General features: G+C 27.7%; 12 protein-coding genes. 6 read left to right on the top strand and 6 right to left on the bottom strand.

The features are described from left to right. Positions 1 to 18: 18 nt before the first annotated feature. The 3 genes from BTO18_RS13965 to BTO18_RS13955 all read left to right on the top strand — a co-directional run bounded on the left by BTO18_RS13965 (position 19) and on the right by BTO18_RS13955 (position 3,744). The gene (locus tag BTO18_RS13965; protein ID WP_105016813.1) at positions 19 to 498 is read left to right on the top strand and encodes a GNAT family N-acetyltransferase; all 480 of its coding nucleotides are present in this window, start codon (positions 19 to 21) and stop codon (positions 496 to 498) included. A 119-nt stretch (positions 499 to 617) separates the two neighbouring features. Then, on the top strand, positions 618 to 1,871 hold the full coding sequence (locus tag BTO18_RS13960) for an aspartate kinase (protein ID WP_105016812.1): 1,254 nt from the start codon (positions 618 to 620) through the stop codon (positions 1,869 to 1,871). A gap of 58 nt (positions 1,872 to 1,929) precedes the next feature. Further along, a complete protein-coding gene (locus BTO18_RS13955; RefSeq protein WP_105016811.1) occupies positions 1,930 to 3,744 on the top strand; it encodes a GNAT family N-acyltransferase in 1,815 nt (604 codons plus the stop codon). On the opposite strand, the gene BTO18_RS13950 is transcribed toward BTO18_RS13955, so the two are convergent. After that, entirely contained in the window at positions 3,741 to 4,604 is an 864-nt protein-coding gene (locus BTO18_RS13950) for a sigma-70 family RNA polymerase sigma factor (protein ID WP_105016810.1), read from the bottom strand. The genes BTO18_RS13955 and BTO18_RS13950 overlap by 4 nt on opposite strands. 499 nt (positions 4,605 to 5,103) lie before the next feature. On the opposite strand from BTO18_RS13950, the gene BTO18_RS13945 reads away from it, so the two are divergent. Together BTO18_RS13945 and BTO18_RS13940 are read left to right on the top strand one after the other, a co-directional pair. Beyond that, positions 5,104 to 5,604: a hypothetical protein gene (locus BTO18_RS13945; protein ID WP_105016809.1), complete on the top strand. Its 501-nt coding sequence runs from the start codon at positions 5,104 to 5,106 to the stop codon at positions 5,602 to 5,604. Positions 5,605 to 5,717: 113 nt separating this feature from the next. After that, complete coding sequence (locus BTO18_RS13940; RefSeq protein ID WP_105016808.1) at positions 5,718 to 6,212, top strand: hypothetical protein; 495 nt, start codon at positions 5,718 to 5,720, stop codon at positions 6,210 to 6,212. Positions 6,213 to 6,275: 63 nt separating this feature from the next. On the opposite strand, the gene BTO18_RS13935 is transcribed toward BTO18_RS13940, so the two are convergent. Next, the gene (locus BTO18_RS13935) at positions 6,276 to 8,630 is read right to left on the bottom strand and encodes a TonB-dependent receptor (RefSeq protein WP_105016807.1); all 2,355 of its coding nucleotides are present in this window, start codon (positions 8,628 to 8,630) and stop codon (positions 6,276 to 6,278) included. A 448-nt stretch (positions 8,631 to 9,078) separates the two neighbouring features. Between BTO18_RS13935 and BTO18_RS13930 the strand changes: the two genes are divergently transcribed. Further along, on the top strand, positions 9,079 to 10,260 hold the full coding sequence (locus BTO18_RS13930; RefSeq protein ID WP_105016806.1) for a BamA/TamA family outer membrane protein: 1,182 nt from the start codon (positions 9,079 to 9,081) through the stop codon (positions 10,258 to 10,260). A 3-nt stretch (positions 10,261 to 10,263) separates the two neighbouring features. On the opposite strand, the gene arfB is transcribed toward BTO18_RS13930, so the two are convergent. The 4 genes from arfB to BTO18_RS13910 form a co-directional block, all read right to left on the bottom strand. Next, a complete protein-coding gene (gene arfB / locus BTO18_RS13925) occupies positions 10,264 to 10,668 on the bottom strand; it encodes an alternative ribosome rescue aminoacyl-tRNA hydrolase ArfB (protein WP_105016805.1) in 405 nt (134 codons plus the stop codon). 73 nt (positions 10,669 to 10,741) lie between these two features. After that, on the bottom strand, positions 10,742 to 11,398 hold the full coding sequence (locus BTO18_RS13920) for an AAA family ATPase (protein ID WP_105016804.1): 657 nt from the start codon (positions 11,396 to 11,398) through the stop codon (positions 10,742 to 10,744). Further along, a complete protein-coding gene (gene pnuC / locus BTO18_RS13915) occupies positions 11,359 to 11,991 on the bottom strand; it encodes a nicotinamide riboside transporter PnuC (protein WP_105016803.1) in 633 nt (210 codons plus the stop codon). The genes BTO18_RS13920 and pnuC overlap by 40 nt, the downstream gene beginning before the upstream one ends. A 46-nt stretch (positions 11,992 to 12,037) precedes the next feature. Further along, the gene (locus BTO18_RS13910) at positions 12,038 to 13,021 is read right to left on the bottom strand and encodes a hypothetical protein (RefSeq protein ID WP_105016802.1); all 984 of its coding nucleotides are present in this window, start codon (positions 13,019 to 13,021) and stop codon (positions 12,038 to 12,040) included. Positions 13,022 to 13,040 lie beyond the last annotated feature (19 nt).

Raw genomic sequence — 13,040 nt, 5'->3', positions numbered from 1 at the left:
TTGAAAAAAATTAAAAACATGAGTTTTACAATTCGAAAAGGTAAAAAAGCAGACATGCAAGCTGTATTAAATTTAATTACAGAATTGGCAGTTTTTGAAAAAGAACCAGATGCAGTAGAAATTACTGTTAATGATTTGCTAAATGATGGTTTTTCTGAACATCCAAAATTCAAAATATTTGTAGCTGAAGAAGATGAGAAAATAATCGGAATTGCTCTTTTTTATGAAAGATATTCTACTTGGAAAGGTAGAACAATTCATTTAGAAGATTTAATTGTAACTAAAAATCGACAAAAAATTGGTGCAGGAAAAGCACTATATTCTGCAGTTTTACAATATGCTCACAATAATAATTTTAATAGAGTTGCTTGGGAAGTTATAGATTGGAACAAAAATGCAATCGATTTTTATAAAAGTACAGGAGCTACATACTTAAATGACTGGTCTGTAGTACAAATGAATAAAGAAAATTTAGCAAAATTTATAGAAAACAATTAATCTCATTGTCATTTCGAGTGAATTTTGATGAAAGGAAAAAATTATATCGAGAAATCTCAAAAATAATCAATATGTATTTTATAGGTTTTGATACCTTACAAGATGAAAATTAAAAAAAAATGAAGATTTTTAAATTTGGAGGAGCATCTGTAAAAGATGCAGAAAGTATAAAAAATGTAGCTTCTATTATTAAAAATGAAGGAGCAAAAGATACGCTTGTAGTAATTTCTGCAATGGGTAAAATGACGAATGCTTTTGAAGATGTAGTTGATGCCTACTATAACAAAGAAGATAGTTTACCAGAAAAATTAAATTTTATAGAAGAATATCATAAAAATATTTTGAGTTCTCTATTTGATAAAAGTGATGAAATCTATGAAAAAGTAAATGTTCTTTTTGGTGAGTTGGGATGGTTTTTGGCAAGAAATACATCCAAAAGATATAACTATGTTTATGACCAAATTATTTGTTTTGGAGAATTATTATCAACAAAAATTGTAAGTGCATATTTAGAAAAAATTGGGCAAGAAAATGTTTGGTTTGATGCCAGAAATCATATAAAAACAGATAGTAATTATAGAGATGCAAAAGTAGATTGGAAATTAACTCAAGAGTTGATTACAGAAAAAATTGATACTAGTAAAATTAATATTACTCAAGGTTTTATTGCTGCAAATGATACAGAAAATACGACAACATTAGGTAGAGAAGGTTCAGATTATACAGCAGGTATTTTTGCATATTGTTTAGATGCAGAAAGTGTAACTATTTGGAAAGATGTAGATGGGGTTTTAAACGCAGACCCAAGAGCTTTTAAAGACACTACTTTACTAGAGCAAATCTCATACGAAGAAGCTATAGAAATGGCTTTTTATGGAGCATCTGTAATACATCCAAAAACACTACAACCTCTTGAAAGAAAAGAAATTCCACTTTTGGTTCGATCTTTTGTGAATCCTAAAGAAACAGGCACAAAAGTTACTAAAGGAACAAGATTGGTGCCTTATATTCCTTGTTTTATTGTGAAGAAAAATCAGATATTGGTGTCAATTTCTGCATTGGATTTTTCTTTTATGGTAGAAAATAATATCAGTTTTATTTTTCAAAAACTTCATGATTATCAGTTAAAAGTTAATCTAATTCAAAATTCTGCAATTAGTTTTTCTGTTTGTATTGATAATAAATTTAATAAGTTTGATGCCTTTTATGACGAGTTAAAAACTCAATTTAAAATTGATGTACAGAAACAGGTTGACTTATACACTATTCGCCATTTTGATGATAATGCAATAAATCTCATCAATCAAAAAGGAGAATCCTTACTAACACAGGTAAATAAAGAGACCTCACAAATTGTTGTTAATCCTAATTAACCTAAAAAGTTTGTTTTATTTTTTTTACTATGTTTGCAGTTATCACTTACGATAATTTATGGCATTAGTAACATCAAAAGAAATTTCACAAGTACTTGGTTTAGAGAAACTTGGGTTTCTTGGAACATTTATTGGATGGCTTCTTATTAAAGTTTTACGAATTTCTGCACTAAACAGAATTTACAATAGAAACAAAAAAAAGTCTGATGTAGATTTTTTAAATGGTGTTTTAAACGATTGTAATATTAAGTTTGAAATACCAGAAGAAGATCTTAAAAGAATTCCTAAAACAGGTTCATTTATTACTGTTTCTAATCATCCTTTAGGTGGTGTAGATGGGATTTTATTGTTAAAATTATTGCTAGAGAAAAGAACAGATTACAAAATTATTGCTAACTTTTTGCTGCACAGAATAGAGCCTCTAAAGCCCTATGTAATGCCTGTAAATCCTTTTGAATCTAGAAAAGATGCAAAATCTAGTGTAGCTGGTATAAAAAATGCGTTACTTCATTTAAAAGAAGGAAAACCTTTAGGTATTTTTCCTGCTGGGGAAGTCTCTACATACAAAGATGGTAAACTTAAAGTAGATAAACCTTGGGAAGAAGGTGCTGTTCGTTTAATTAAAAAAGCTGAAGTACCTGTAATTCCTATTTATTTTCATGCAAAAAATAGTCGTTTATTCTATCTGTTATCTAAAATCAGTGATACATTAAGAACTGCTAAATTACCATCAGAAGTAATTTCTCAAGAAGGAAAAGTCATAAAGGTAAGAATTGGAAAACCTATTTCTGTAAAAGATCAAAAAGAGTATAAAGAAGTGCCTTCTTTCTATGAATTTATTAGGAAGAAAACTTATATGCTAGCTAATCCTTTTGAGAAAACGAGTAAGATTTTATCAACAGAAAAAATAAAAATAAAAAAACCTGCTAAAAAAATTACAGCTCAAAGAAGCCTAGATTCTTTTATAAAAGAGGTAGATGCTTTAAGAGATAATAAAGGTAGGTTATTAGAAAGTAAAAATTATGAAGTCTTTTTTGCCAATGCAAAACAGATTCCTAATTTGTTACATGAAATTGGTAGATTACGTGAAATTACATTTAGAGATGTAGGTGAAGGCACAAATAAATCAATAGATTTAGATAAATATGATAAGTACTATTATCATATGTTTTTATGGGATAGAGAAGCTAATTGTTTGGCTGGTGCTTACAGAATGGGATTAGGAAAAGAGATTTATAAAAAGTATGGTATTAATGGTTTTTATGTACAAACACTATTTAGAATAGAGCCAGAGTTACATCAAATGATGGAAAACACCATAGAAATGGGACGTGCTTTTATTATTGGTGAATATCAACAAAAACCTATGCCATTATTCTTACTCTGGAAAGGAATTGTGCATGTAACTTTACGTTATCCAGAGCATAAATATTTAATGGGTGGTGTATCTATAAGTAATCAGTTTTCAGAGTTTTCAAAATCTTTAATGATAGAGTTTATGAAATCTCATTATTACGATCCTTATATAGCACAATACATTCAACCCAAAAAAGAGTTTAAGGTAAAGTTAAAAGATGCTGACAAAGATTTTGTTTTTGATGCTACAAAAGCAGATATGCAAAAGTTTGATAAAATTATTGATGAAATTGAACCAGGAGCATTGAGAATTCCTGTCCTTATCAAAAAATATGTAAAACAAAATGCAAGATTAGTAGCTTTTAACGTTGACCCAAAATTTAACAATGCTGTAGATGGTTTAATGTATATTAAAGTATCTGATATTCCTGAAAGTACTGTAAAACCAGTAATGGAAGAATATTTGGCAGAGTTTGAACGTAAAGCTACTGAAGCACAAAAAACACAAAGTAACTAGCCTAAATAATAACGTAATACTTGAGTTCTAGATTTAGATTTTAATCTCTTAATGGCTCTTTGTTTTACTTGTCTTACACGTTCTCTTGTTAAATCGAAAGTTTTACCTATTTCAGCCAAATTAGAAGGTGAATGTTGCCCCAAACCAAAAAACATTTTAATGACTTTAGCCTCTTTATGAGAAAGTGTATCTAAAGCCCTATCAATTTCTGTGGTTAAAGATTGTTGTATTAAGTTTCTATCTGGTTTTGGAGATTCATCAGCTTGTAAAACGTTGTATAAATTAGAATCTTTACCTTCTCTAAAAGGAGCATCCATAGATAAATGCCTGCCAGAATTTTTCATTGATTGAGCTACATCTCTAACTGTAGTATCTAATTCGTTTGCTATTTCTACATAAGTAGGTATTCTTTCATTCTTTTGTTCTAACCTAGAATATACTTTGTTAATTTTACTAATACTACCAATTTTATTCAAAGGTAAGCGTACAATTCTAGATTGTTCTGCCAGAGCTTGTAATATTGATTGACGAATCCACCAAACAGCATAAGAAATAAACTTAAAACCTCTGGTTTCATCAAAGCGTTTAGCAGCTTTTACTAAACCCAAATTACCTTCATTAATTAAATCTGATAATTTTAATCCTTGATTTTGATATTGTTTAGCAACAGAAACAACAAAACGCAAATTCGCTTTTACCAATTTATCTAAAGCTCTTTGGCTACCTTCTTTAATTTTTACAGCAAGTTCAACTTCTTCATCTGCAGTAATTAAATCAATTTTACTAACCTCTTGAAAATATTTTTCGAGTGACTTTGTATCTCTATTGGTAACTTGTTTTGTTATTTTAAGTTGTCTCATGTAGTTTCTTTTTAATTAAATAAATTGTATTTTTTCTTAATTTTTAAATATTACTTTCATTATATTTCACAATATTTGTGTTTGGTTTTGTTTGTTACAAATAAGAAACATACTTTTGATTTGCATCAATATTTTAAATACATAAAACAGCTGTGCGTTTTTATGTTTTATATTTGCGATTTAGAATAAATGAAAATTTAGCAGTAAGCTAGAAAACGAGAAAATTAGATGACTGTGTTATATTTGTATAAGAGTAAAATACTTTTGAAGATATAATTTGATAAACAGTCGAAATTTTCATGTGATGCTAAATTACGAAAAATTAGTCAATTCTGCTAAAAAACAAACGTTTTTATGCTTTTTTTAATTAAAAATGATAAAAAAAGAGCATTTTTTGTAATTTTAGGAATTGACAATTCAACGATTAATATTAAAAAAGTTTTACATTTCTTTTACTTTTGATAATTGGAAATAGAAGAAATAAAAACAGAAAAAAAATATGAAATTAACAAAAAAAATGACTACACTTTTTATGGTGATAGCTCTATTGTTAAGTTCATGTGGTTCTAAAAGTGAACGAAAAAAGAAAGTTTTTCAAAACAATCCTAACCTTTTTTTAATTTCTTATGATAATGGAAAAGAGGAAATTTTAAGAAAAGATAGTAAAGGTACTTATTCGTTTGATAATTGGAACGCTTTTAATGTATTAAATACAGAGTTGTATCAAATTGAAGATTTAAAATTTAAAACTTCAAAAACACGTATCAATAATTTAGAAAGATTTGTTAATAATTTGCGTACAACTATGCCTAATTGGTTAAGTAACATTAATGTTATTCAAGATATTGAAGATGTTCAAGAAAAATATCAGAAACTCTTAACTGAAAAGAACAATTCAACAAAAGAAGTAAGAGATAATTGGCAGGCACTAATTGCTGAATTTATCCAACTTCGTCAAAGTATAGAAACAGTTGTTCAGACCTATACTCAAGGTCAATAATTTCTTTATAAAACCTGATTCATCATTTACTCCAAAAGAGCAAAGAATCAAATTGTATGCGTTAAAAAGAACGCTACAATGCTTTTATCTTTGTATCGTAAAGTAAAACAATTATGAAATATATAAAGAATATAAAATTAGTATTAATATCATTTTTTTTAATGTTAGGTGCTTGTAATTCTAAAGAGGAAAAGAAACAAGCCTATGCTCAAAATCCTAATATCTATATGGTTGAGTTAGAAGATGGAGAAACAATAATGCTTAAAAAAGATTATTATGATACGTTTTCTTTCGAAAACTGGAATAATTTTAATGTAGCCAATACAAGATTATTACAAATAGAAGAAAATGATTACAAGACTTCTATAAATCGTTTGGTAAACTTAAAACCTTTTATTAGAAATTTATCAGAAACAGCACCTGAATGGTTAAAAACAGAAGAAGTACTTGAAGATATAAATGATGTTGAAAAAGAATACAAAGAACTATTGAAAGAAATTGATGGTTCTACTAAAGAAGTGAGGGAAAATTGTAAAGAGTTAAATGAAGAATTCGATGAATTAAGAGAAAACATCAATGAAATCGTAGAAGATTATACTAATAGTTAATATAAAAAAATGATTTAGAAAAGAAAAACGCTGTTCCAAAATATTGAAACAGCGTTTTTTACATTAAAATCGTAAAGTTGCACCAATTAAAAAGTTTCTTGTGGCTTGTGGATAAAAACCAGCATAATCACCAGTTGTAGTTCCTCCATTTCCATTAGAAAAATCGAAAGTTCCATAATAACCTCTATCTACATATTCTTCGCTAAAAATGTTATTTACTAATGCTGTTAAAGTAATAGATTTGAATATTTTTTTCGGATTTATTTGATAAACTACATTCAAATCACTTGTAAAAAAACCTTCTAGAACATCAGCTTCTGAAACAGCACTGTCTAAATTACTCATAAATTGTTCGCCTACATATTTAGATAAAAATGAGATTTGAATATTTTCTTTAGGCTGATAAGTAAAAATGTTACCAGCTACAATATTTGGAGAAAAAGACAGATTTGTAGTGCCTAAATTTTGTACACTTCCATTTAAAGACCTTGTAAAATTTCTATTTTTATTAGTACTCAAAGCAAGGTTTGGCCTTACAGAAAACTTTTCAGATAATGTAATATCTGCATCTATTTCAATTCCAAGTCTATAACTATCTTTAGAGTTTATTCTAATTGGTGCTCCTACATCATCTAAATCACCTCTTAAAACCAATTGATTGTCATAACTCATATAATAAATATTGGTGTTTAGTTTTACATTTTCAGATTTTAGTCTCCAACCAAACTCATAATCAAAAAGTGTTTCATGAGCAACAGGATTTTTAGTTACATTACTACTTTCAAAATCGTTTCTATTAGGTTCTCTGTTTGCTACTGCAAAAGAGGCATATAAATTATTATTTTGATTGATAGCATAAGTTAATCCTAGTTTAGGATTAAAAAAATCAAAATTTGTATCCACATCAATCGCATCTCTATCAGAAGTAATTCCTTTTGTTTGATAAGATACAAAACGACCTTGTAAATCTACATATCCAGATAGTTTTTCAGAAATATCGAAGTTAGCTTTTGCAAAAATTGAGAAGTCATTTTTAGTAGCATCAGAAAAATAATAACGATCTCTAATGTTTACATTAGGTGCTAAATCTTCTCCCCAAATTACTTCTCCAAAATGATCTCCTGTATAATTAGAATACGAGATTCCAGTAATCAAATTGATTTTATCCGTTTTGTAATTTGCATTAAAATTAAATACATAAAAATCGTTGTCTAACCAACGTCTTACAATTACATCTGTACCATCAACAATTAAATTATTAAAATCTGCAGCAGTTTCATTTTCTTTAAATTGTTCAAAAAAACCTGCTCCTTTTGTATAGTTTAAACCAAGATTTGTAGACCAATTGTCTGTCCATTTTTCATTCCAGTGTAACTGATAGTGATCTTGTTTGTAATCATCCACTTCATTTTCATACGTGTATGGATTTTGTCTTCTATCTTGTTCTAATTCAGTAGCTGTAAGCCCAAACCAAGATTGGTATGTTCTTTCTGTTCCACCAAAAGTAATGGCTTTTATCAGTGTGTTTTCATCAGTATAAGTTCCTTGTAGAAAGTACGATTTTAAATCTGCAAACGCTCTATCTACATAACCATCAGAATAAATATTAGACAAACGTCCTGCAATTTCAAAATGCTCATTCAATTTTCCAGTACTAAATTTTACAGTATGTTTTCTTGTACCAAAAGAACCAAAAGAATTAGCTATTTCTCCAAATGCTTCTTCTGAAACAGCATCTGTTAAAATGTTTAAACTTGCCCCAAAAGCTCCAGAACCATTGGTTGATGTTCCAACTCCTCTTTGTAACTGCAGATTTTCTGTTGATGATGCAAAATCACCTAAATTTACCCAAAAAGTTCCTTGGCTTTCTGCATCATTATAAGGAATTCCGTTTATAGTTACATTAATTCTCTCGCTATTAGAACCACGCACATTCATGTAGGTGTACCCCACTCCTGCTCCTGCATCTGATGAAGAAACCACGTTTGGCAAGTAATTCATAAGAATAGGAATGTCTTGCCCTAAATTACGTTTTGCTATTTCTTTTTTTGATAAATTAGAAAACGTAACAGGAATATCTGCATTTACTCGAACTGCAGAAACTAAAACCTCATCTAAAATAGTTTGATTTGGTTTTAAAACAACTGTAATTTCTTCATTATTATTTAATGAAATTACTTTCGTTTCATTTTTGTAACCTAAAAAAGAAAACTGAACTGTATAAGTTCCTTTTTTTAGATTGATGCTAAATTCGCCATCAAAATTAGTAGAAGTTCCTCTTCTAGTTTCTTTAACTAAAATACTTGCACTTGGCAAAGGTTCATTGTTTTCATCTACTACTTTTCCTGAAAGTGTAAATTGTTGGGCGTTTACAAGCATGCTTGCAAACAAGAATAAAAAAATGGATATTTTTTTCATTTTAAAAAATTTTAAAACGAATAAAAAGAGGTAATTATTCTTGTAATTAATATTGAATAATTATTGATGTCATTACGAGTGTAAACGAAGTAATCTCTATATTTAAAGAGATTGCCACAGTAATTTTTCAAATTACTTCGCAATGACATTAAAATCCCTAAACAGCATTACCTGTTCTAGGTTCATTGGGTATGATCTCAGCCGAATTTCAGTTGGCAGTTTACAGTTGGCAGTTTACAGTGAAACACTGAATACTGAATACTGAATACTGAATACTGATAACAGCACCCCTTTATGAGAACAGCACAAAATTAAGTTGGTTTTTTTTACTGTGAAATAGAAAAGTGATTTTTTTTATAAAATCTACTTATTACAATTAACCAAAATTTGATATGAGTTAATTTTTAGACCAAATACCTAATATATTTACAAAAATATAATACCAATCATGAAAAATTATACTTTAATAACTTCAATCTGTTCTGCTTTTATCTTGTTATTTTCTATTTCTACTAACTCACAAGAAAAAGAAAATGAAAGTGGTTTAGATAAATTTGTTGAGTTTTTTACCTTTTATCCTAATAAAAAGAAAGCAGCAAAAGATTCAACTTTATATGAATCTAAAATTATTACTGCACCAATAATTAGTTATTCTCCAGAAACAAACTTTGGTTTTGGAGTAGGAGCAAAATATTTATTTAAATTTAAAGGAAGTGGAGAAGAAACAAGAACCTCTAACATGCCAGTTTCTTTACTTTATACTTTAAATAACCAATTTTTTGTGTATTCTGGTTTTGAGATTTTTACAAATCAAGAGAAATGGGTAATTTCTGGGAATATCAGATTTCAAAACTACCCAAGATATTATTATGGAATAGGAAGAAATACCCCAGAAACAAACGAAGAAATTTATGATTCATTTCAATTTTTAATTGAACCCATTCTTATGAAAAGAATGTTTGCAAGATACTTATTTATTGGAGGTGGTTTTAGATATAATAAAATTTATGACACAACTGTAAAGCCAAATGGTTTATTAGATACAAACAGACCAACTGGTTTCGATGGCTCTACTTCTACAGGTTTAGAATTTGCTTTATTGTATGATAGTAGAGATAATATTTTAAATGCATCTAAAGGTTGGTATTTTGAATTTACAAGAGGTTTTTACAACACATCTTTAGGTGGTACACATGATTTTGATTTAACAAGATTTGATTTACGCCATTATTTAAGCATATCAGAAAACAATAATGACGTTATAGCATTCCAAGCAATTGGGCATTTTGCTAATGGAGATGTTCCATTATCTGAATTAGCACTTTTTGGAAATGAACAAATGATGCGTGGTTATATAGAAGGTAGATATATTGAAGAGAATTTACTAGCAACTCAAGTAGAATACAGAAAAACATTTAAAGACAGTCGTTTTGGAATGGTAGCTTTTGTTGGTACAGGAGATGTTTTTAACAAAACTACAGATCTTAAATTAAGCGATTTAAAATTAAATTTTGGAGTAGGTCTTCGATTTATGTTAGATAAGAAAGAAAAGTTGAATTTAAGAGTAGATTATGGAGCTGGAAACGAATCTGATGGAAACTTCTACGTAAATATTGCTGAAGCTTTTTAAAAATTATTCAAGTTTTGGTCTTTTTCTTAAGGCTTTTTTAACAGAAGTTCTCTGTTTATTTTCGAGCCTTTTTTTAATTGCTGCTTTAGATGGTTTTGTTTTTTTTCTTTTTTTAGGTCTAATTAGATTTGTTTTAATCAGCTCTAAAAAACGTTTTATTGCAATGTCTTTATTTCTATGTTGAGAACGAGTTTCATCACAAAAAATGATTAATAAATTATCATTTGTCAATTTTGATGCTAATTTAGATTTTAAAAGTTCTTTTTCTCTTTTTGAAAGAGATTGGGAATTTGCTAAATCAAAAGTTAATTCTATTTTAGAGGAAACTTTATTTACATGTTGACCTCCAGCACCAGAACTTCTAATGGCTTTAAAATGTAATTCTTTTAAGATATTTTCTGTATTCATTTTGCTTAAAAATAAAGAGTAGATAAAAAAATGAATAGATGAGCGTCTTTTGTTTATCCTCTTTTTTTATTTATCAATAATCATAAGAATGCCCAAAATCTCCATTTTGATGTAAAAAATGCATATCTAAATCTATTAAACTATCTGAAAATGAATGAAGATTTTCTTTATCCTCAATAATCTTATCTATAGCTTCTGTGGCTTTTTGCAAACGGGTTTCTTTGTCTCCTTTTAATAAAAGATATGGTTTGTTATTTTCTTTTAGAGCTTTTTCGAAAGCGTTAAACATTTCTAAACGTTGTTTAGGTCTGTCTCTTAAATCATCAGCTTCCCAAGGAGTATCTATGTAGGTTAATAAATACAAATCGTACTGATTTTTTTTAGCAGCTTCATTTAACTGTGGTTCTACAAAACCACCATAAAATTCTTCTGAATACACTTTGGTTTCTAATAAATCTGTATCACAAATTAAAACTTTATCTGCTTTTTGGGCAAGTTTATTTTCTAGATTCATTTGCCCAAAAGCAATAGGTAAAATATCTTTTTGCTCACAAGTTTTACGCTCATTATTCCACTTTTCTTGTAAATACTCACGTGCAAATTCTGGAGCCCAAACTGTGTTGTAATGATTGGCTAATTGACGAGAAAGTGTTGTTTTACCAGTAGATTCTGGACCAAACAAAACGATTTTTACAATGTTAATGGGTTCTTGTATAAGTGTTTTTTCCATGCTAAATAACCAAAAATGGCAATAAAAGTGAATCCTAGATATTGAAAACTTGTGAATGTAAATCCTTTATAGAAGTATAAAGGTACAGAAATGATGTTTCCTAAAATCCAAAACAACCAATTTTCTATTTTTCGTTTTGCCATCAACCACATACCAACAAAGAAAACAGCTGTAGTAAAAGTATCTGCATAAGCAACCCAAGAAGTCCATTTATCAAAATAATTGTAAACTAAATAAACAAAAATTAAAGTTGCAATAAATATAAAAACAGATGTCTTTTTTTCTTTTTCTGATGTTCTAGAAATTGGTGTTACATGCGTTTCATCTACTTTACGTGTCCAAATATACCAACCATAAATGCTCATTATAAAATAATATCCATTTATCATCATATCTCCTAAAAGTTCCCATTTAAAGAGTAAATACACAAAAATAGAAGTACTAATCATACCTGTAGGGAACACCCAGATTTTATTTTGTTTAGAAAACCAAACAGAGAGAAAACCAAAAACTACTGCAATGATTTCTAAAGTGATGTGTAAAGTAGAGTAGTCTTTGTATTGTCCAAAAAGGAAATCAAAAATTTCTGACATTTAATAATGTAATTATTTTTAAATGTCAAAAGTAAGAAGTAAAAAGTTAGTTGATTAATAATTCTTGTAACTTTTTGTTGGTGGTTTTCTTCATTTTTAAAATTATATCAGAATTATTCAACTTTTTATTGAGTGGAATTTTATCATAAAAAATGCCTCCTCCTTTTTCTCCAATAACAGTTATCCATGTTTTACCACTAATAGGTATTTCTTCAAATTTTAAATTATTTTTTAAACGAGAATTATAAATAAATGACTTCAATTCTTTATAAGTAATGTAAAAATTAAAGCCTAAAAATTGATTTCTTATATCTATTAGATTAAAGTTTAATGTAGTATCTACATCAACTATTTTATCAATATTAATCCATCCAAAATCACTATTCCTTAACAGAAAATATTTAGGATATTTAGATTTAATAAAAGAATTGTAATTCTTAAATTTTGACAATTTTTCATTTAATTTACTATAAAACTCTATAGAATCTTTTTTTATAAAAGTTGACATCCAAATACCACCACCTTTGTATATCGGAAAAATAGTATCTACCTCTTTCAACATTTCCCACTTTATAAATTCAGTAGAAGTTTTTTGAGTTTTAAAAACATTATTGTTTTTTAATTTACCTTTAGGTGGATAAACAGATAAAACTTTATCTTTTTTTAAATTAATTTCTTCCTCATTAGATTTAAAAGAAATATATAAAACACCATTAGTTTCTAAAAGCTCATTTTTAGTAGTAACAGTATTTATATTTCTATATAAGATTTCTTTAAAATCATATAATTCAATTAATTCTAAAGTAATTTTGTCATTTTTAGAAATATCGAAATCTTCTCTATTGAAATTAATTTTTGTTCCATTTTTCCCTTCAATTAATTTAAATGACAATGTATCTAAATCAAAAATTTGGGTTTTTTCAAATTGAAATTCTTTGAAATGATTTTTTGAAATAAAGATAGATTTTTCATCTTTTTGGCAACTAGAAATTATTATTAGAGTTATTAATAGTAAGTAAATGTTTTTCATAGTTGATATATTTTAGTAT

Origin of the sequence: Polaribacter porphyrae, from assembly GCF_002954685.1 — a bacterium.
Taxonomy (GTDB): domain Bacteria; phylum Bacteroidota; class Bacteroidia; order Flavobacteriales; family Flavobacteriaceae; genus Polaribacter; species Polaribacter porphyrae.
The sequence above is the reverse complement of the archived record's forward strand: the minus strand, read 5'-3'. Positions and strand labels throughout refer to the sequence as shown.

Bases quoted from the DNA above. Each gene is read 5' to 3' on its own strand.
- BTO18_RS13965 (WP_105016813.1), top strand. From the start codon at position 19: ATGAGTTTTACAATTCGAAAAGGTAAAAAAGCAGACATGCAAGCTGTA.
- BTO18_RS13960 (WP_105016812.1), top strand. From the start codon at position 618: ATGAAGATTTTTAAATTTGGAGGAGCATCTGTAAAAGATGCAGAAAGT.
- BTO18_RS13955 (WP_105016811.1), top strand. From the start codon at position 1,930: ATGGCATTAGTAACATCAAAAGAAATTTCACAAGTACTTGGTTTAGAG.
- BTO18_RS13950 (WP_105016810.1), bottom strand. From the start codon at position 4,604: ATGAGACAACTTAAAATAACAAAACAAGTTACCAATAGAGATACAAAG.
- BTO18_RS13945 (WP_105016809.1), top strand. From the start codon at position 5,104: ATGAAATTAACAAAAAAAATGACTACACTTTTTATGGTGATAGCTCTA.
- BTO18_RS13940 (WP_105016808.1), top strand. From the start codon at position 5,718: ATGAAATATATAAAGAATATAAAATTAGTATTAATATCATTTTTTTTA.
- BTO18_RS13935 (WP_105016807.1), bottom strand. From the start codon at position 8,630: ATGAAAAAAATATCCATTTTTTTATTCTTGTTTGCAAGCATGCTTGTA.
- BTO18_RS13930 (WP_105016806.1), top strand. From the start codon at position 9,079: ATGAAAAATTATACTTTAATAACTTCAATCTGTTCTGCTTTTATCTTG.
- arfB (WP_105016805.1), bottom strand. From the start codon at position 10,668: ATGAATACAGAAAATATCTTAAAAGAATTACATTTTAAAGCCATTAGA.
- BTO18_RS13920 (WP_105016804.1), bottom strand. From the start codon at position 11,398: ATGGAAAAAACACTTATACAAGAACCCATTAACATTGTAAAAATCGTT.
- pnuC (WP_105016803.1), bottom strand. From the start codon at position 11,991: ATGTCAGAAATTTTTGATTTCCTTTTTGGACAATACAAAGACTACTCT.
- BTO18_RS13910 (WP_105016802.1), bottom strand. From the start codon at position 13,021: ATGAAAAACATTTACTTACTATTAATAACTCTAATAATAATTTCTAGT.